The sequence below is a fragment of the Alkalibacterium sp. s-m-28 genome (genome assembly GCF_054658175.1).
On the sequence record NZ_BAAGIQ010000042.1, the window covers coordinates 1 to 19,908 of the forward strand.

Below are 19,908 nucleotides of genomic sequence, written 5' to 3' on the forward strand. Positions count from 1 at the left end.
GACTAATACTGTAGAAGTGATTTTACATATCTCGAAAAACTTCAAAAAAACGAAGTTTTTTAAACATGCCTTCTTATACTTCTCGTTGCTTTACTGGATCTGTTATAAAGCTGTTTAATCCAGACAATGATTGGATTATATTACCTTCATCGACAGAAATCATCATACGAGCAACGAGAAATTTGGGAAACATAATTTTTCATAGATTATTGGGAGTTACCTATCTTTTTCAATTATAGACCACTTGAGTCAAAAAATAAATGAGAGGATTCCAGTGGTGAATGACTGTGCTGATGTTTCTTCACTTTCAAAAGTAACTATCAATAACACTAGATCCAAACAAACTGCATGTTCCAGCTCGTATTCTCCGCAAAAAAAGGAAGGATCATTATAAGATCCTCCCCCCATCGAGCAGTCCAAAATTATTTAAGTGTCCAGATCCTTACCCTGTTCTTCTCTTTCTTTTAATTCTTCTTCTTTAAGTTTATTAACTTTGAACAGCTGACGTTTCATGATGACCGTTTCTGCTTCACTTGGGTAACCAGAATAGTTGGAAGATTTCAGCTGTTTCTCGTACCGTTTTTTTGCTTCATATTCAGGCACAGACATATGATTCTTCCATTCGAATATGATGGCATTCAGCAAAGCTCCCAACAGGATCACTATGCTGGAAAAATACAGGAACAGCATCAATGCCAGGAAACCACCGAATGTCGCATTTGTCAGGGCATCATCACTGGCAACATTCAAGTAAATAGAAAAACCTTGAGTCAGCAGCATCCATCCGATTGTCGCAAATACAGCTCCCTGATACGAATACTTGATTGACAAGTGATGGTTCGGTACAAACCGGTAAACGACCAGCAGTACGGCAAAGAGGATAACCAAAAGGACCACCCATCTTAAAAGCAGGAATTCCTGAATAAATGGAATATCGAAGCCGATAACATTCTGAACGAATTCAAGAATCTGTTCACCGAAAACGAAGATAAATAATGCCAGTCCAACGATCAGTAGTATACCGATCATGACAGAGAGTGAGAGGATTCTCCCGACAATGAAATTTTTCTGCTGTACTGATCCATATACATCATCCAACACCCGTCTCAGTATCGTGATCACTTTACTTGCCGACCATATTGAGGTCAGAAGTCCAAATGAAATAAATCCGCCACTCGCACTTTCCAGATAGCCTTCAAGTATCGGCTCGATGATATTAAAGATTTCTTGCGGAATAAAATCAGCTACTAGAGCCAACATCTCATTCGTGTCCATTGGCAACAGCGGGATAATATTTGCAATGACCAGTAAAAGCGGGAACAGAGAAAGAAGAATAAAGTAGGCCATTTCTGCTCCACTCTGATTGACTTTGGCTCTTTCCCAGTTTGACTGTAAGATTTTGATCAGACGAAGCAGCTTGTCTTTGTGCGGAATCTTATCTTCCAGTTTCTCTATTTTCTGCACAGGCTCACATCCTTACTATAAAGATTCTTTTTATCATCATACCATAGGATAGAACGAAATCCCTATTCATAAGCTTTAGAGCAGAATCCTTGCCTCGACATGTATAGAAGAGATAGATGGACCGTTTACATTACCTCTCGAGTTTCGTTTCGTATTCCTTTAACCAAAACTTAGTTTAGTTCATCAGAGAAATAAGATCTGAAATGCATTTTGACTAGACTAGAATGTAGTTCACTATTATTTTTGATGTGTGAACTACACCCATCATATTACTGATTTAGTTCGCTTGACGAATCAGGTCGCGAACTTCATTATTGAGTGTACAGAATGAAGTTCGCTGACACTCTCAGGGCTGAACTGCATTCTCTTAGATTGAAAAAAGCAAAGCAGGATCGGCTGCTTTGCTTCTTAATTATATTATTCGTCGTGCAGGTTGTATTCTTCAATAATCAGCTGGATACCTTCGTCTACTGACCGGGCCGTACGTTTTTTTCCGGACTTAAATTCGACAGTAACAGGTCCGTCATTCTTCTGCATGATCTTCCCAATTACTTTTTTTCTGACGACCAGTTCCAGTTCTGTATACTCTTTAGTATTTTTAGCTGTCTCATTGATTTCAACTTCTATTTGTTTATTGCGCTTTGCCATCGTACATTCCTCCACTATCTTCACTGACATCCGTCTCATAAGTGTACTAAAAACAGGGTCTAAGAGCAAGGTTTACTTATCAGGCCTTGCTCAGTTATCACAAACGTTATTTTTGTCATATCCTTTTATTTCGACTATAATTCACTTAGCTACTAAGAAGGGGATAGTATAATGAGACTTGTACGCTACAATCTATCGAAAAGTTCAACAGAGCGTTTAGGTATCCAGATAGAAGACGGCATACTGGAAATGGACAGATTAGCTAATCATTTAAACTGCCCCATTCCGATGACGATGAGAGAATTGCTTAAGGATCACGACAAAGGTATTGAGCAGCTTAAGGCTGTCCTTGATCGCGCGAAAGAGCTTCATCTTGACATGAGTCAATATCTATTGTCTGAATCAGACTTCCGCTACCTTCCTGTCATAGGCGATCCCGAAAAAATTCTCTGTGTCGGATTGAACTATGTCGATCACGTCAAAGCCACCGGTGCAGACGTTCCTGTGAATCCCGTATTTTTCAACAAATTTCCAAATGCATTGGCAGCGCATAAACAAGTTATCCCGCTCCCTGTTATTTCTCAGAAAGTCGATTATGAGGCGGAACTGGTCATTATGATTGGAGAGTATGCTAACAGCGTAAGTGAAGCAGAAGCTAAAAAAGCTATTTTAGGTTACACCGTTGGTAACGACATCAGCGAAAGAAACTATCAGTTCCAGTCTTCCCAATGGATGATCGGAAAAACTTTTGATTTTTTTGGTCCAGTTGGTCCTGTCTTAGTCACTAAAGACGAAGTTGAAGATGTCAATAATTTATCGATCCACACTAAGCGCAATAACAAACTGGTGCAGAACAGTTCAACATCCAATATGATATTTTCTGTAGAGAGAATAGTAAGTGAAGCCAGCCAGTACATGACGCTAAAACCGGGGGATCTGATTTTTACAGGAACTCCAAGTGGGGTCATCGTCGAACAAAAAGACCCGGACTGGCTGAAATCAAAAGACTTGCTTGAGGTCACGATCGACCAGATTGGGACTCTTTGTAACCAGATGATTTAAAGTGTCTTGTAATAGACATGTACGCACCGAACTGAAAGTTAGCTACCCTATACAATCAGCTCTCTTTCAGTATTGTCTATAGTATGATTCTTTAAATCCACCTATCAGAAAAGGAGTGTGCGGACTTTTTCCGCACACTCCTTTTTTATAATCTAATTAAATGTCTTTTCCTTCAAATGCACGTGTATGTTTTGATACAGTTTTTCTGTCCCCTGGCTGGAACGGGAATCTTAGTCCAATTGCGTGTTTAGCAATCTTAACCGAGTGGTCAGACATTCTCTCCAAGTTTGATACGATATCTACAAACAGAATACCATCTGACGGACGGCCTTCGCCACTATTCAGGCGCTGAATATATTTACGGCGGATGTCTTCTTCCAGGCGGTTGACTTCTTTTTCACGCTGAAGCACTTTTCCGGCTAAGGAATAGCTGTCCTCTATGAAAGAGCTGATGGCTTCTTCAATATTCTGCTGAACCAGATGGAACAGTGCAATTAGATCCTCATCATAAAAGATTTTTTCCGGTTCTTTCAATCCTTTAGATTTAGCTGCTTTCTTGCTTGCTTTGACGGCTTCGTTGACATTGCTGATAATATTTTCCGAATGGTCTCCGATACGTTCTAGATACTTGGTGATGTCCATCATCTGAGAGTGTTCCACGGCACTTTTAACCGGCAGATCCTCCACTGAAATTTTCATTAAATATTCTGTCAGGTTCATATCGATCTTATTGACAATTTCTTCTAAATGAAGAGTATTGGCCAGATCTTCATCCTGCTGTCTCTGATAATACTTGAACATTTCCTTGTATTCCTTAACAACAAAATCTCCCATTTGAGCCAGCTCCAACTTAGCTTGGTTTAAAGCTACTGATGGAACAGTATTGATAATTGAATAATCCAGCGTAGAGTCGTAGTCGATGATTGAATCATCACCTGGGACGATTTTAGTGACTAGTCTAGCTAGTTGGTCAATAAACCACATCTGAATAAGGACGTTGATAACGTTAAACAGTCCATGAGAGAACGCAATTATCATTGCCGGATTCAGGTTAAAAACAGGTGTGATCGCATAAATTAACTGAGTGAACGGTCCAATAATCATCAGAATAACTACGGTACCAACCAGGTTGAAAATGACATGAGACGCGGCAGTACGCTTTGCGGCAACACTCGATCCGATGCTGGCCAGTACTGCTGTGATCGTGGTACCGATATTGCTTCCGAAAAGAATCGGCAGTGCGCCTTCAAGAGCAATCTGTCCTTGAGAATAAAGTTCCTGCAGTATTCCGATACTGGCACTGGAGCTTTGCACAAGGAAAGTGAACAGTGTTCCTATTCCTACACCTAGTGGCAGGTTTTCAGAAAGACTGATCATTAGGTCCCGAAAGACTTGCAGGTCTCTCAGCGGATACATGGCGTCCCCCATGAGCTCGAGTCCCAGGAATAACGCCCCGAAACCGAATATAGTCTGACCAAGTGAGGCAATGAACGGCTTTTTGGAGAAGAAAATCATAAACGATCCGACTGCCAGTATAGGCAAGGCATAGGCTCCTATATCCAGACCGATAATGAATGCCGTAATTGTTGTGCCGATATTGGCCCCCATAATGACCCCAATCGCCTGCCTCAGTTTCATAAAGCCCGCGCTGACCAGTCCAACTGCCAGAACCGTCGTCCCGGATGAACTTTGAATCGCTACTGTAACAGCAATCCCCGCAAGAATTGCCCGAAAAGGTGTTGCCGTAAATCTGTTTAAAATCTCTCGTAAGCTGTCACCTGCTGATTTCTGCAGGCCGTCTCCCATAAATTTTAAACCGAACAGGAAAATACCCAGTCCACCAAAAAAGGTGAATAGTAACTGCTGTATGTCCACTCATAACCCTCCATGTTAATATTTAGAACAAAAATAAATACCAGAGTGGCTGCCTGTAAAAGGCCGATCATCATAATGCCGCTCCGAGTAGTATAGTTATTATCTTAAATCTAATTGCCGTTAAAATGAACCACAATATTTCAAATGAGAAAATTTTAATCGTTTACAGACCGATTTACTCCTGTTATCCAACCACTAATATAACGCTTACATATGACCGGTAAGCTAACTTTCTTTATTCACGAATTTAATAAACGTCAAAACAGCTAAACATTCGTATTTAAGTGATCTATTTATGAAATAAAACGCTACCACTGACATATAATGATATAGTCCATCATTATATGTCTTTACACCCAATTTACACGATGTTCACACTTTCGTAACACATTATGAGCGGCTCATTTTTTAAGAGCACGCAAAAAAACAGAGAACGTCTCTGTTTTAAGCATCTTTAAACTGTTTCAGAAACTGAACCATATGATGTGTTCCTTCTTCAAAGTCTTTCAACCTGACGGACTCATTAGGTGCATGGGCCTTACCTTCTGCATGCCCGCATCCGCTACTTGCTACAGGGATACCTAAATGCTGCCCGAAACTGTACATCGGTCCTGTTCCTGCATTTGTTGGAGACAGGACGACGTTGTCCGGACCACCGTAAATCTCTTCTGCAGATTTTCTGACTGTCTGTACGAACGGGTCATCTATATCTGAACGGAACGCTTTCTGTCCTTTCAAAAGCACAAGTTCGACATCAGAAAACCCATTCCTGTCGAGATGCTGTCTGATCAGCTGTTCGATTTTCTTAGGATCCTGTCCAGGAACAAGTCGGCAGTCCAGTTTAGCTGAAGCTTTTCGAGGAAGGACTGTCTTTGTGCCTTCTTCAGTATAGCCAGATAAGAGACCGCAAATCGTCATCGTCGGATAAAATGCCAGAGCTTCTTCCGCTGTCCAGTCGAGCTTGTCGGTAATGAATGGATGTTTGAGCCCATAAATGCCTGAGATTTTTTCCTGACTGACTGTACGCTCATGAACTGCTTTCAATGCAGATGAAGAAGGAGTCTCTATATCATCATAGAAGCCGTCAACCAGTACATTATTATCCTTGTCTCTCAATGAAGCCAGAGCATGCGTCAGTCGCCATGCAGCATTATCAACCACTGCTCCAAGAGATGAGTGGATATCGACATCGGCACTTTCAACAAAAAGATCGAAGTATGCCATTCCTTTGACGCCTGTTTCAATGACGAACTGTTCATTTTCATTCTTTCCTCCAAATTCCCAGATACAGCCGTCACTTTCAAATAAATCGGCATACTTTTCGATGTAGGCGTTCAGGTTTGGACTGCCGTTTTCCTCTTCTCCTTCAATGAGGAATTTGACGTTACATGGCAGACCCTCCTTGGAGTTAAGCAAGTGCTCTATCGCATATAAACGAATAACTAGGTTCGCTTTGTTGTCGGTTACCCCTCTACAATACAGTTTTCCGTCTACTACAGTTGGTTCAAATGGTGGTGTTTCCCACTCATCTACTGGGTCCTCAGGTTGAACATCATAGTGATTGTAAAAAAGAACCGTTTTATCAGCGTTCCCTTCTGGTCCGGCCTGGAAGTAAGCGTAAACAACCGGATTTCCTCCCAGATCATCCAGTATTTGTGTTTCTCCCCCTATTCTTTCGATCATGTCTTTAACATAAGCTACAGTGGGTAAAATCGATCGATTTTGAGTAGAGACCGAATCCAGCCTCAAATAATCATAGAACTCATCCTGATGAGCTTTGATAATCTCTGTGACACTTTCCAAACTCTCCTGCATTTTCAGTCCTCCATCTAAAGAAAAAGACACAGGTAATCCAGTTCCTTACAAACTGCTTACCAGTGTCTTCTTACCTCAGGCATATTGTTGTTTCGCTTGTCTCAGCAGTTTTTCCCGTTTTTTCTTGTAGAGTGCAATTTCATCTTTGTGACAGTAAATAAAGTGCTCCGGTGCAATCTCATGCAGCCCGACATTACTGTGGTCATCATAATGATGGTACTTCGGATCGTATTCAGTCCTGACACGTCTACGCTCCGCCTCAGGATCCGGTGTCGGAATGGCAGAAAGCAGTGACTCCGTATAAGGATGGAGCGGAGCAATATACAATTCATCTGCCTCACATACTTCAAGAACCCGTCCACTATTCATGACCCCGATCCTGTCACTGATATATTTAACCATCGACAAATCATGAGCAATAAACAAGTAAGTCAGGTTGTTCTTGTCTTTCAATTCTTTAAGCAAATTAACAACCTGAGCCTGGATCGAAACATCCAGAGCAGAAATTGCCTCATCACAGATAATAAAGTCTGGTTCAACAGCCAAGGCTCTGGCAATGCCTACACGCTGGCACTGCCCACCTGAAAACTCACTAGGATAACGGTTGGCAAACTGACGATTCAGTCCCACCGATTCAAGCAGTTCATAGACGCGTTTTGTTCTTTCTTTGCTGTTCTGGGTCATGCCATGAACTTTAAGTGCCCCTCCGATGATTTCCTTGACCGTCAGTCTCGGGTTAAGGGACGCATAAGGATCCTGAAAAATCATCTGCATGGATTTACGGAAGGAAAGCAGATCCTTACGGCGCTTGATATCATTAATATCCTGTCCTTTATAGGAAATTTGTCCTCCGGTAATGTCCCCCAGTTTGATCAGTGCTCTTCCGGTCGTTGATTTTCCACTTCCAGATTCTCCAACTAAACCGAACGTTTCACCTTCATAGATGGAGAAGCTGACATCTTTAACCGCACGCACTTCATTCTTCTTTCCAGCATTAAAGTACTGCTTCAATTCAGAAATTTCTACAATAGCTTTCTTTTCAGCTTCTGCTACCAAGGGCTTCCCCTCCCATCTCATTGATTTCTTCCTTTCCCATGTAAAGGGACTCAAATTTAGCTTTGCGTCTTCTGACTTCTTCTGGTGGCTCAACCGCTGGTGCACTTGGGTGGAGCAGCCATGTTTTAGCATAATGCGTATCTGACACTTTAAACATGTCAGGTTCTTCATGGAAATCGATTTCCAGAGCAAACTCATTTCTAGGGGCAAAAGCATCCCCTACTGGGGGATCCAGCAGATTCGGAGGCGAACCAGGAATCGTGTACAGATCCGTCTGTCCGACATCCAATGTCGGCATTGAAGCCAGCAGCCCCCAAGTATAAGGGTGCATTGGGTTATAGAAAATTTCGTCTGCAGTGCCATGTTCGACGATCTGACCTGCGTACATAACTGCTACACGATCTGCCATCTGAGCAACTACTCCCAAGTCGTGTGTGATGAAAATAATTGAGGTATCCAGTTCTTTTTTCAATTTGTTCATCAGTCCGAGAATCTGAGCCTGAATAGTTACATCAAGGGCAGTAGTCGGTTCATCTGCTATCAGAACCTTAGGCTCACACGCCAGTGCAATTGCAATCATGACACGCTGTCTCATCCCACCTGAAAACTGATGGGGATAGCTTTTGTAATTTTCAGTAGGATTTTTTATCCCTACAAGATCCATCAGATCAAGCGCCTGTTTTTTCGCTTCTTCCTTACTGACGCCTTTGTGCGTGACAATGGGTTCAGCAATTTGTTTCCCCACTTGCATAGTCGGATTTAAAGACGTCATCGGATCCTGGAAAATCATCGCAATATCATTTCCACGTACTTTCTGCATCTCTTTCTCTGACAGTTTCAGCAAGTCCGTTCCTTCAAATAGTATTTCTCCACTTTCAATCATAGTATTTTTTTTAGGCAGCAGGCGATTGATCGCTTTTGTGGAAACTGACTTTCCGCTTCCTGACTCCCCTACGATGGCAAGTGTTTCTCCTTTTTTCAAAGTAAAGTCAACGCCTCTTACAGCTTTAACTACCCCTTCAAATGTCTGGAAAGAAATCGCCAAGTCTTTAACTTCCAATATCGTTCTATCTTCCATTTCTTTCACCTCATTCTCTCTTTCCTGTAGTCCTATATAAACAGGTGAAGAGACACACACTAAAAACTGATTAATGAGTGTCTCTATCCACTTGTTTGTCAGATCAGCACATTAGTCTTGAGGATCCAGCGTCCATTCGTGCAGGTCGTGCAGTGAACCTGCCCAGTATTCTTTGATTCCGCCATTCAAGTAGTCTACTCGAACCCCGAAATGGAAGTCAGAGTAAAGCGGTACGATTGGCATTTCATCTTGTAGATGCTGCTGAAGTTCAGCGTAAACTGGGAATCTCTCTTCAAAGTTTGTTCCTGACAATCCTTGTTCGAGCAGGTCATCGATGACTGGATCTGCAACGCCCATATTATTTGAAGCGGCGCCAGTTTGAAGATAGCTGGCAATGTTAGGGTCAGCTGTGTGTCCCCAGCCCATCAGGCCGATGTCATAATCCAGATCATTTGCCATAGCTAACCAAGTCGGGAAGTCATAGTTGGACTGATTGACCTCTACACCAATTTCAGTCAGCCACTGTTCGATCAGATCACCATTCTGTTCGCGAACCACATTTCCTGTTGGTACAACGAATTCAAGCGGTGTGTCGAAATCGAAGCCAGCTTCTTCCAGCATTTCTCTAGCCAGTTCGGGATCATACTCAAGCGGCTCTAGATCCTCATCTTTATATGGACTTGCAGAGGAGTAAGTGGATGCCAGAACTTCTCCACGTCCTTCCAGCAGATTATCTACTGTCAGCTGACGGTTCAATGCGTGTGCAAATGCTCGGCGAACTTGAGGATTATCAAAGCGTTCGTTATTGATAAGCATGTATTGCCCATTTAAACTTGGGAACTCATCTACTACCAGCCCATCAATATCTTCCAGTAATGAGATATCCTGAACTGGAACCATACCGATTGCTCCACCGGCTGCCATATGCAGATTGCCTGCCTGGAATTCTGTGATCATTGCTGTTCCGTTCATAATACGAGCGTAGACTGTTTCAATTTCAGGAGCACCTCTGAAATAATCAGGGTTTGCTTCCAGGTGAACATAGTTATCTGTATTGTATTCAACGAACTTATAAGCGCCACTGAAGACGCTAGGCGTCGTAGCCGCTTCTGAGTTTGGAATATCAGCCACTTCAATATCTCCAAAAACGTGTTCCGGAGCGATCAGGACATTGAATCCAAGAAATTCTTGCAGATAAGCCAGATCGACAGGACTTTTAGTTGTAATGGTCAGTGTCTTTTCGTCGACTACTTCCACACCTGGCAGTTCATCATGTTCCTCCAGGCGGACACCTGAAGAATCAGTCCCTTCAATCATTGCCACGCTTGTTCCTAGTGTCGTTTCAACCTCTGGATCCGCAATGGTGTTCAGTGTAAATGCCACGTCATTAGCAGTAACAGGTTCCCCATCAGACCAGTTTGCATTTTCATCTATTGTTACTGTAAAGACCTGATTATCTTCTGTTTCAAAGGACCCTAAGGCAGGTTCGAAACTGTCCGCAGTCGGCATTGTCAGCAGGCTGTCATAAAAGAAGCGCTGAATCCACGTTCCTGCTGTACCAGGACGGTTAAACGGGTTGAAGCTGTCCGGTGCGTTTGTCAGTCCGATCATTAAAGTAGAGGTATCTCCTTCATCAACTTCAGGCACGTCACCTTCAGCAGCTGCTTCAGTATCATCTTCACCTGTTGCCCCATCGTCTTCAAGATCAGGCACATCGCCATTTCCACAAGCCGCCAGTACTAAAGATGATGCAAACATAACTGTTCCATATTTAAGCATTTTTTTCATTTTAGACATATTAGTCTCCCCTTTGTAAGTAATCCCCCGAAGGTGACCCTTGTATAGAACTTATGTGTAAATCTTTGATCCTATTATAGTGTTTACTTTGCTGTTAATCGGCATAAGAGCTTCCCCATCAGCTCTTATGCTTTGTTTTCTCCTTCGATTGCTTGTCTCAGTCCATCTCCTATAAAGTTGATGGCCAGTACCGCAACAAAGATCAGAATACCTGCAGGTACCCATCGCCATGGTTCATAAGCCAGAACCCTGAGAGACTGGGCTTCTGAAAGAATATTTCCCCAGCTTGGACGCGGTCTCTGTACACCGACCCCAAGGAAACTTAAAGACGCTTCTGTCAGAATCGCTGTAGCAATCCCAAATGTCGCATTAACCAGAATGGGTGACAAGACATTTGGCAGAATATGAATGAACAGAATCCCCGGTGTCGAGTATCCTGTAGCGACCGCTGCCAGAACGAAGTCCTGTTTTTTCAGTGTCAGAACTTGCCCTCTGACCAGCCGGCATAAAGTTGGCCAGCTCAAAAATCCAAGGACTGCTGTTACAACCCATAGTCCTGAACCTAATAATGTAACAAGGGTTAGAATAACCATGAAAAACGGAAAGGACATAAAAGCCTCAGTAATCCTCATGATGACACTGTCTACGACCCCTCCAAAGTACCCGGAGATCAAACCTAGTGTCGTCCCGATAATGACGTAGACCAGAACAGAACCTAAACCTACGATCATCGATACTTGCGTCCCATGAATTAGTCGGGAGAGAACATCTCGACCAATATCGTCTGTTCCGAGATAGAAGTTATCATAAGGCGCTGCCTGAAATCGCCCAACTGAAACATCTCGTGGGTGTGGTGCAAGCTGATTTGCGAAAACTGCAGTCAGTACAAGAATGATGAAAATCACAAGACTGACGACGGCTACTTTGTTCTTAAAGAAACGTTTCGCCACTGTTTTTATATAACTATCGCCATCTGTAGCGATCTGCTCGGCTTCATTTCCTGGAAAATTAACTCTTTCCACAGCATCCACCAGACGAAACATGGCTTCTGCATTTTTATTTCCGACATTTTGTGCCATTTGTCTCCCTCCTTTCTAATTGTATTTAATACGTGGATCTACAACTGCATACATAATATCGACCAACAGGTTCGCAAACAGGACAACCACTGCCGATAGTACAGTTATAGCCATAAGCATCGGGTATTCCCTCTGCTGAATAGCCATGATCGTCAGCCGTCCCAGACCGGGCCACTGGAAGATCTGCTCGGTAACGATGGCCCCGCCGACCAGTCTCGGTAAATCAGTTCCGATGATCGTAATGACAGGAATCAGCGCATTTCTTATTCCGTGTCTGGTCAAAATCACTTCAGATGCCAGACCCTTGGCTGTGGCAGTTCTGATGTAATTCTCGCCGTATACTTGAATCATAGTTGCTCTCATGTAACGCGTCATATTTGCAATATAAAATGCTGACAGGACAATAACTGGCAACACAAGATGATGAACGGCGCTGACAAATCCTCCTGATCCACCTAACTGAGACATTCCACCAGTCGGGAACCAGCCTAACTGTACGGAGAAAATATAGATGAGTCCAAGCCCCAGAAAGAAGTTTGGAATAGATACTCCGACAAATGATCCTCCAGTCAGTAAATAATCAACCCATGTTCCGTTTTTCCTGGCGCTGATTATACCCAGCGGGATCGCTACCAGATATGAGAATACAAGTGTCGTTCCCATAAGAGTGATTGTTGGTCCGATACGTGAAATGAGAATCGGAAGTACCGGATAACGCGTCGAGTAGTTGATTCCCAGATCTCCTTGAAGCGCTCGTCCTAACCACCTAAAATATTGGATATGGTACGGTTGATCCAGACCTAACGCTCGCCTTGTTGCTTCAATCTGAACGGGTGTAGCATCCGGACTGACATATAAATCTGTCGGACTTCCTGGAGCCAGATTCATCATAATAAAGGCACCTACCGAGATCATCAGCAGTACTGGAATAGCTGTCAGTAGTCTTTTCAAAATATATTTTTTCATAGTCATCCCTTCTTTCTTTAGATGGCATTATCATCTCTTAAGCTGATTATCTTTGAAGATACGTTTTGATAAGCGAAAGGAAAACTTCTCCAGATCTCAGCAGAGCACGTTCGTCGATTTCAAATTTAGGATGGTGGTGCGGATAAGCATCCGATTTTTCGGGCGACTGTGCCCCGACTCTCAGGAAAGCACCTGGTTTTTCTTTCAGGAAGTAGGCAAAGTCTTCGCCTCCCATGGATTCCTTCACTTCAGCTACCTCGTTCTCCGGAAAATCTTTCAGAAGAGACGCTTTTACTACATCCACGACTTCAGGAGTATTCTCGATAGCTGGGTACCCTTTGGTATAGTCTATTTCCACAGTAGCATCATATGCTGCAGCAATACTCTGACTCATCGATTTCAGCTTCGATTCCACAAGTTCCTGAACATCTTGATGCAGAGTCCGAACGGTTCCTTTTATTTCTGTAGAGTCAGCGATTATATTGTAAGCTTCGCCCCCCGACTGAAAACCGGCAAATGTCAGAACGGCTGGCTTCACAGGATCTGTCATCCGACTGACGATCTGCTGAAGATTCGTTACGATTTGAGCTCCTACAGTCAAAGCATCATGTGTATCGTGTGGGGCAGCACCGTGGCCGCCTTTCCCTTGAATTTTCATATTGAATGAATCGGAATTCGCTGAACCGAACGCTACATTGTAGAAGACCTTATTTAAAGGTTGTGTCGCACCGAGATGAATGCCGAAAACGTAATCGACCCCTTCAAGTGCTCCATCTTCTACCATTGATTTTGCTCCTCCAGGCAGGACTTCTTCAGCGTGCTGGTGAAGCAGGACAAGTGTACCGTGAAGTTCATCAGTATGTTTAGTCATTACTTTAGCCACACTGAGTAACGAAGCGGTATGACCATCATGACCGCAGGCATGCATGATTCCTTCATTTTTGGATTTGAATGGTGATTCCACTTCCTCTTTCACTTGAAGAGCATCAAAGTCAGCTCGAAGTGCGATCGTCGGTCCAGGATGCTGACCCTTGATTTTTGCAACGATTCCATATCCATTTCCTACATTCGTTCGAATATCTTCGATACCGAATGATTCAAGTTTTTCTTTGACGAAGCGAGCTGTTTCAACTTCTTCGAATGAAGGCTCCGGATGAGCATGCAGGTGTCTACGCCATGCTACTGTTTCCTGGTAATTCTCCTTCAGCTCCTCTTTCCATTGTTCAAAACTCATGAAACATCCCTCTTTCTGTTTATTCCCCTACTGCGTGGTGTGAGTCGGATGACACGACTGAAGTGTCCATCAGATAATGCCCTACAATATCTATAAAGCACTTGGCTCCAGTCAGCATAGCCCGTTCATCAAAGTCGAATTTTGGATGGTGGTGCGGATACGTGATGCCCTTTTCCTTGTTTCCGGAATGAACGAAGAAAAATGATCCCGGCTTCTCCTGAAGGAAATAAGCAAAATCTTCTCCGCCCATACGTAATGGTATCGGTTCAACGTTCACGTCTTTACGATTGGCTTCAAATAAAGTGCTGATCAGCTGTGTTTCTTCTATATGATTGAACAGTGCCGGATACCCTCTTGTATAAGTCACTTTGCATGTGGCTCCATGAGCTTCACAAATGCTTTCAGTCATGGTTTGAATTTTCTCTTCAACTAAGTTTCTCAAGTCAGGATCAAACGTTCTGACTGTTCCTTTAAGCAATGCTTTGTCCGCAATGACATTGTTAGCACCATCGCCTGCTTTAAAAGTCGAGAAGGTCAGCACACCTGACTGCGTGGGATCTTTTTTCCGACTGATGATTGTCTGCAGCTGATTGACGACAAATGAAGCAACGACTACTGCGTCGACTGTCGAACTTGGATGAGCTGCGTGGCCCCCTTTTCCCTGAATCTCTATACTGAAGAAATCAGGTGCTGCCATAGCGTAGCCTTCACAGTATGAAACCGTTCCATATTCAAGCGGCGATCTGAGGTGTAATCCATATACCGCATCGACATCTTCAAGCACTCCTGCGTCGACCATTGCCTTACCCCCACCGGGAAGGACTTCTTCTGCATGCTGGAAAATGAATTTTACCGATCCGGATAATTCATCTTCATGAGCTTTAAGAACTTTAGCTACACTAAGTAAAGTAGCCGTGTGTCCATCATGACCACAGGCGTGCATCACACCGGGGTTTTTAGAAGCAAAACTCAAACCCGTTTCTTCTTCAATGCGAAGCGCGTCGAAATCAGCGCGAAAAGCAATTACTGGACCATAGTTCGCCCCTCTCAGGTAAGCAGTGATGCCTCCCCCGCCTACATTTTCTTCTACTTCTTCATATCCGAATTCTCTTAATTTATCTGCTATAAATTGCCTGGTGTTCCATTCCTCGAAAGAAGGCTCCGGATTTTCATGAAGGTGCCTCCGCCACTGAACGGTTTCTGGAAACAAGTGATCTAATGCTTCTTCCAGTGATTCAATTGACATGCCTAAATCACTCCTCTAAAAAATTTGATGAGAACAAATGAGAAATTTATCATTTTTCTTATCTTTTTTTAAAGTGTATACATAGGAAAAGACTTTGTCAATCGGTTTTATGAGAAAGATTATCATTTTATTTTAATCTCTAATTGCTTTATTTAAGCTATCCCCCATGAAAAAGATGATAAAAGCGGTTACAACATATGATGTGTCTGAAATGTGACATATAACCAGTTGTATTCATATGGTGAATAAAGAAAGTATATTTGCTTACTCATGTACTTACATTTAATAAGTGACAAAGGATTGAACAATTAAAGAATACTATGTGACAGAGCGTCTCTTTTTGTTTACTCCTGGTTAAAAAGGTTATAAAGTATATAGAGATCAAAATAACTTGCAGACTAGGTCGGACATACAGCCAAGTGCGAGTCGAGGTGAAATGAATGAAAGAATGTGTACGTTCAGAATACAATGAGTTGGAACAATACGCACACTCTATCGGGATGACTCCTGAAGAATATGCGATCAGCCTGCACAAGAAAAATCAGCAAGTCAAATCTGTGCTGCTTGAGAATGGACCTGAGTTCAAGCAGTTTGTTAATGATTTCCATAAAATTCTTGATGATCTTGCTATCTATAAGGAATCAGGGACTAAAAAACAGACCTGTAACCACTATCAGCTGATCAAGAAAGTGGTTCATCTCCTTAAATCCTCCAGCACGGATCCTAAACTGCTTGCTCAGTTATATCGCCACTATCCAAATGGAATAGAAGAAGAACTGAATAACCTGAATAAACGCATCGGGTAATTGGGATAATTGATAGACTATACTAATCACTGGTCTTTCCTTGATCCCCCCCATTATTACTTAAACGATTAAAAAAATAGGCTTGAGAATCCACTATTGGAGGGATTCTCAGGCCTTATTTTTTTGCTCTTGACTTAGTGTGTTTTCCATTAGATCAGACATTTCTGGATGCACACACTGTCGGCTCGCCAGTTGGTTCCAAGTCGCATCTTATAAGTTACTCTCCACATAATCTATTTCTGAATAGGCTTCGACGTATTCTCCATTATAATACGAACTGCATTACCTGATATATTAGTGCTGCCAATGCCAGTCCTAAGATTAAGGATTCACTTGATTTACCAGTAGAATAATACAGCTTTTTGAAACCGAACTGAATACGTCTTGAATATAGGGGCTGAAACCAAGCTACACCCGTCTTAGAAAATGAATCTTCCACTAAGTGTGCTATATAGCCGACAATGAACCAGTCCGCAAACTCTAGAGGCAGCTGCAAATAGTTCAGCACCCACCTTGAAATCAACTGAAAGAATACTATTCCCAGGATTGAATGGGCCAGTCCTCTATGACCGAAGACCGCTCCGATGCTGTGACTGATGCCTCCCGTGCGATTTCCTATAAATGACTTCGGGTGGTCGATGTCAGGGAATAAAGCCCCTACGCCTAAAGCCACCGTATTTCCGATCGTGAGGTTGCCTGTGGATACCAGAGCGGGTAGAACAGCAGCGTAAGTCACTGCTAAATGTGTTTTGTACTGCATGTGAATCTCCTTTTGTCTTATATCGTACACACTCTAATATCTTTTAAATTGAGCAGATCAGTCAATCAAATTATAAAACTTGAGTCCTTCCACGATGCCTCCATCTTTATTAGAAGAAGTGACATAGTCAGCGACGGCTTTTACGTCATCAAGACCATTGGCCATGGCCACACTGTAATCCGCGCGTTTCAGCATCTCCTTATCGTTGGCTCCATCACCAAAGGCATAAAGTGGAATATCATGCATATTGATGGACTCCAGAAGCGCGTCAATGCCTTTCGCTTTATTGTGTCCTTTGGTAATAGTGTCCATGCTGAAAGGCGTATTACGGTAAAATGACAGCTCTGGAAAACCTTCAACAAATTCCTGATCAAGCGACTGGTCTTCATTAAGGACAAGCATCATCAGAATCTCTTCTTTTTCATCAAATGCTTCATCGATTGCAGGGGGCTCTTCATGAATGAAATTATACGCTTGTTTAAGCGTCTCGCTGTAGCGTGTGGCTCGTATCTTGTCAGCGCTGTACAAGGAAAGCGATAGATTCTTCTCACTTGTCATCTTCTTAAGCCTATTAACCAGTGACTGCGGGATGACGTTCCTGAACACTTCTTTTCCTTTATATTGAATGTACTGGCCATTTAACGTAATAAACGAATCGATCACGGTCTCTTTCAGCACGTGCTGTATTTCTATCGGGCTTCTTCCAGTTGCGATAAATGGAACAGCTCCCTTATCTTTCAGCTGGACTAAGGCCTCTTTCACGTCGTCATCAACTAAAGATTCTTCATTCAATAATGTCCCATCCAAATCAAAAAACACTAATGCGGTCGGTTTCATCTCCATGCTCCTTCTGCTTCTAATAAATTGAAAGTCATACTTTATCTACTGACCAGTCTATCAGTCACCGAGCTATTTCTCCAGTGGGCTGTACTGATTAATTCGTGTTGATAATAGACACGTCTGATTTATTTAACCATGTCTGCCAGTAACTGGTGCAATAGTAACACCTTTTTTTGTCAATGCTTTATGAATCCTAGTCGCAAACTGGACAGCTTTGGGATTGTCCCCATGAACACATACTGTGTCTGGATGAAGATTGATCCACTTCCCAGTTACCGACTTCACCTTGCCTTCTTCGACCATCTGAACTACCCGATCGACTGCCCGGTCTTCGTCAGTGATCAAAGCCTCTTCGTTCTGTCTGTGAACCAGAGTTCCGTCGTCATTGTAATTTCGGTCGGCGAATACTTCCTGGGCATAAGACAGGCCTGTATCCTGAGCGGCTCTGATCAGCTGACTGTTCGCAAGGCCATAAAGAATCAGCTCGTCGTCCACTTCTCTGATGCCTTCACAAATCGATTTTGCCAGATCATAGTCTGTGCTAGCCATATTATAGAGGGCTCCATGAGGTTTGACGTGATGCAGTTTCCCTGTTTTGCTGAAAGCTGACAATGCACCGATCTGGTACTTTATATAATTTCTGGCTTCATCCGCAGAAATCGTCATGTTTCGTCGTCCGAAACCCATCAGATCGTAAAAACCTGGGTGAGCCCCAATAGCGACATTATTTTTCTCTGCTTCCGCAACTGTATGTGCCATAACCATCGGATCGGAAGCGTGGAAGCCACATGCAATGTTGGCCGAAGCAATATAGGGCAGAATATCTTTGTCGAGTCCAAGTGTATATGCCCCGAAACTCTCTCCTAAATCACAGTTCAAATCTACTGTCTTCATTGCCTTATTCTCCTCCTTATATCTTTACTGGTCCTCTGGCTGGTTTGTCAATCCTTTCGACTGAACCCTCACCGACTGATGATCGATATCCAGTTTAATATGCTTGTCTGAGTAACTGAATTGACTGAACGATGAGCCTTTGACTATATTGATCAGATCGTTGACTTGATTTCTTTCCAGAACTTCTAGTGCTTTACCTGACTGTTTGTTTTGAGAAGAGAAATCATTCAGCCGTTCCTGTTGCAGTTTAAGCCAGTCCTTCTGTTTTATTAATAGAGTCTGAGCTTCTTCTACATTTATCTGAGTGAACTGTATCTCTGTTCCAGGTGGACACTGGACCAGTCTGGACCTGTCCGCTGTACAGACTGTGCCTATAACAGGGTACCCTCCGGTTGTCTGACGGTCTGCCATGAGAATGATCGGCTGACCATCCGGTGGGACCTGAATATCTCCCCAGACTGTTCCCTCAGAAATTACAGATATCTGATCATCCATTTCGATACGTTTGCCTTCCAGCCTGTAACCCATGCGATCCGACTTGGACGAAATGGTATATTTTTGCGAATAAAAACTTTCTCTTATTACATCTGTCAGGGCAGGCTGCTCTGATGAAGGAATGACACGTATATTTACAGGTCCGGACGAACGGCTTTCTGAAAACGAGGAAACATTTCGTCCGGAAATCTGTCTAAAGCTGATATCGGTATGCTTAAAATTAAGATAGTCTCCTTCTTCCAGCGCTCGCCCACGATAGCCTCCTATATTGAAACGGGTACTTGTTGAATAGCTGTCCATGACTTTTTGAATGTCGAGCCCTCCAGCGAAAGCTATATAAGAAAAGATGCCACCCATTATTGGCCCAGTCTTTAACTCGTCTCCTTTGTTTACAGTTCGTATACTATATTACGCTTCCCCAACCGGTTATTCAATAGGGTTACCGCCCACAAACAAAACACGCGCCAGTCTAATAATAGACCGACGCGTGTTTGATGTGCTATAGCGTTTAACGTAAACGTAATGTCTGGTTGACAAAAATAACATCGTTGGATAAGTTATTGATCGTCATCAATTGACGAACCGTTACGTTATTCCGTTGCGCAATGTGTGACAGGGTGTCCCCACGTGCAACCGTATGTGTTCTTTGGTTTGACACAGGTGTCGGTGTTACCTGTGCTTCACCCACAACCAATCGTTGACCAATTCGAATCACGTCACTACTTAAATTGTTTAAACGTCTTAAGTTAGCTACCGTTGTATTGTTTGCAACGGCAATATGTGACAAGGTGTC

General features: G+C 42.9%; 18 protein-coding genes. 2 read left to right on the forward strand and 16 right to left on the reverse strand.

The window, feature by feature from the left end:
- Nucleotides 1-426: 426 nt before the first annotated feature.
- Together ACYQ4S_RS07105 and ACYQ4S_RS07110 are read right to left on the reverse strand one after the other, a co-directional pair.
- Nucleotides 427-1,464, reverse strand: coding sequence for a YihY/virulence factor BrkB family protein (locus ACYQ4S_RS07105; RefSeq protein ID WP_459770254.1), 1,038 nt, complete (start codon nt 1,462-1,464; stop codon nt 427-429).
- A gap of 417 nt (nt 1,465-1,881) precedes the next feature.
- The gene (locus ACYQ4S_RS07110) at nt 1,882-2,112 is read right to left on the reverse strand and encodes a DUF2969 family protein (RefSeq protein ID WP_459770256.1); all 231 of its coding nucleotides are present in this window, start codon (nt 2,110-2,112) and stop codon (nt 1,882-1,884) included.
- 171 nt (nt 2,113-2,283) lie between these two features.
- Here ACYQ4S_RS07110 and ACYQ4S_RS07115 point away from each other — a divergent pair, with 171 nt between their 5' ends.
- Nucleotides 2,284-3,174, forward strand: coding sequence for a fumarylacetoacetate hydrolase family protein (locus ACYQ4S_RS07115; RefSeq protein WP_459770257.1), 891 nt, complete (start codon nt 2,284-2,286; stop codon nt 3,172-3,174).
- 156 nt (nt 3,175-3,330) lie between these two features.
- Here ACYQ4S_RS07115 and ACYQ4S_RS07120 read toward each other — a convergent pair whose 3' ends face one another.
- The 9 genes from ACYQ4S_RS07120 to ACYQ4S_RS07160 all read right to left on the reverse strand — a co-directional run bounded on the left by ACYQ4S_RS07120 (nt 3,331) and on the right by ACYQ4S_RS07160 (nt 15,320).
- Nucleotides 3,331-5,049 (reverse strand): Na/Pi cotransporter family protein, encoded by a 1,719-nt coding sequence (locus ACYQ4S_RS07120; protein WP_459770258.1) that lies wholly within the window; start codon nt 5,047-5,049, stop codon nt 3,331-3,333.
- Nucleotides 5,050-5,493: 444 nt separating this feature from the next.
- Nucleotides 5,494-6,864 (reverse strand): M20/M25/M40 family metallo-hydrolase, encoded by a 1,371-nt coding sequence (locus ACYQ4S_RS07125; RefSeq protein WP_459770259.1) that lies wholly within the window; start codon nt 6,862-6,864, stop codon nt 5,494-5,496.
- A gap of 75 nt (nt 6,865-6,939) precedes the next feature.
- Complete coding sequence (locus tag ACYQ4S_RS07130; protein ID WP_346023597.1) at nt 6,940-7,920, reverse strand: ABC transporter ATP-binding protein; 981 nt, start codon at nt 7,918-7,920, stop codon at nt 6,940-6,942.
- Nucleotides 7,904-8,998 carry an ABC transporter ATP-binding protein gene (locus ACYQ4S_RS07135; protein ID WP_459770260.1) on the reverse strand — a complete coding sequence of 365 codons (1,095 nt, stop codon included), beginning with the start codon at nt 8,996-8,998 and terminating at the stop codon, nt 7,904-7,906. The genes ACYQ4S_RS07130 and ACYQ4S_RS07135 overlap by 17 nt, the downstream gene beginning before the upstream one ends.
- Before the next feature lie 111 nt (nt 8,999-9,109).
- A complete protein-coding gene (locus ACYQ4S_RS07140; protein ID WP_459770262.1) occupies nt 9,110-10,795 on the reverse strand; it encodes an ABC transporter substrate-binding protein in 1,686 nt (561 codons plus the stop codon).
- Between the two features lie 125 nt (nt 10,796-10,920).
- Nucleotides 10,921-11,874: an ABC transporter permease gene (locus ACYQ4S_RS07145; RefSeq protein ID WP_459770263.1), complete on the reverse strand. Its 954-nt coding sequence runs from the start codon at nt 11,872-11,874 to the stop codon at nt 10,921-10,923.
- A gap of 15 nt (nt 11,875-11,889) precedes the next feature.
- A complete protein-coding gene (locus tag ACYQ4S_RS07150; protein ID WP_459770265.1) occupies nt 11,890-12,840 on the reverse strand; it encodes an ABC transporter permease in 951 nt (316 codons plus the stop codon).
- Between the two features lie 46 nt (nt 12,841-12,886).
- Nucleotides 12,887-14,074 carry a M20 metallopeptidase family protein gene (locus ACYQ4S_RS07155; RefSeq protein ID WP_459770266.1) on the reverse strand — a complete coding sequence of 396 codons (1,188 nt, stop codon included), beginning with the start codon at nt 14,072-14,074 and terminating at the stop codon, nt 12,887-12,889.
- Between the two features lie 19 nt (nt 14,075-14,093).
- Nucleotides 14,094-15,320, reverse strand: a complete 1,227-nt coding sequence (locus tag ACYQ4S_RS07160) for an amidohydrolase (protein WP_459770268.1) — start codon at nt 15,318-15,320, stop codon at nt 14,094-14,096.
- Between the two features lie 440 nt (nt 15,321-15,760).
- On the opposite strand from ACYQ4S_RS07160, the gene ACYQ4S_RS07165 reads away from it, so the two are divergent.
- Nucleotides 15,761-16,126, forward strand: a complete 366-nt coding sequence (locus tag ACYQ4S_RS07165) for a hypothetical protein (RefSeq protein WP_346023604.1) — start codon at nt 15,761-15,763, stop codon at nt 16,124-16,126.
- Between the two features lie 265 nt (nt 16,127-16,391).
- Here the strand turns inward: ACYQ4S_RS07165 and ACYQ4S_RS07170 are convergent, their stop codons facing one another.
- The 5 genes from ACYQ4S_RS07170 to ACYQ4S_RS07190 all read right to left on the reverse strand — a co-directional run.
- Nucleotides 16,392-16,886, reverse strand: a complete 495-nt coding sequence (locus ACYQ4S_RS07170; RefSeq protein ID WP_459770269.1) for a metal-dependent hydrolase — start codon at nt 16,884-16,886, stop codon at nt 16,392-16,394.
- A 57-nt stretch (nt 16,887-16,943) separates the two neighbouring features.
- Complete coding sequence (locus tag ACYQ4S_RS07175) at nt 16,944-17,723, reverse strand: Cof-type HAD-IIB family hydrolase (RefSeq protein WP_459770270.1); 780 nt, start codon at nt 17,721-17,723, stop codon at nt 16,944-16,946.
- A gap of 132 nt (nt 17,724-17,855) precedes the next feature.
- Nucleotides 17,856-18,620, reverse strand: a complete 765-nt coding sequence (locus ACYQ4S_RS07180) for a LamB/YcsF family protein (RefSeq protein WP_459770272.1) — start codon at nt 18,618-18,620, stop codon at nt 17,856-17,858.
- Between the two features lie 24 nt (nt 18,621-18,644).
- The gene (locus tag ACYQ4S_RS07185; RefSeq protein WP_459770275.1) at nt 18,645-19,517 is read right to left on the reverse strand and encodes a 5-oxoprolinase subunit C family protein; all 873 of its coding nucleotides are present in this window, start codon (nt 19,515-19,517) and stop codon (nt 18,645-18,647) included.
- A 106-nt stretch (nt 19,518-19,623) separates the two neighbouring features.
- A partial coding sequence (locus tag ACYQ4S_RS07190; RefSeq protein ID WP_459770273.1) for a LysM peptidoglycan-binding domain-containing protein occupies nt 19,624-19,908 on the reverse strand: 285 nt, incomplete at its 5' end.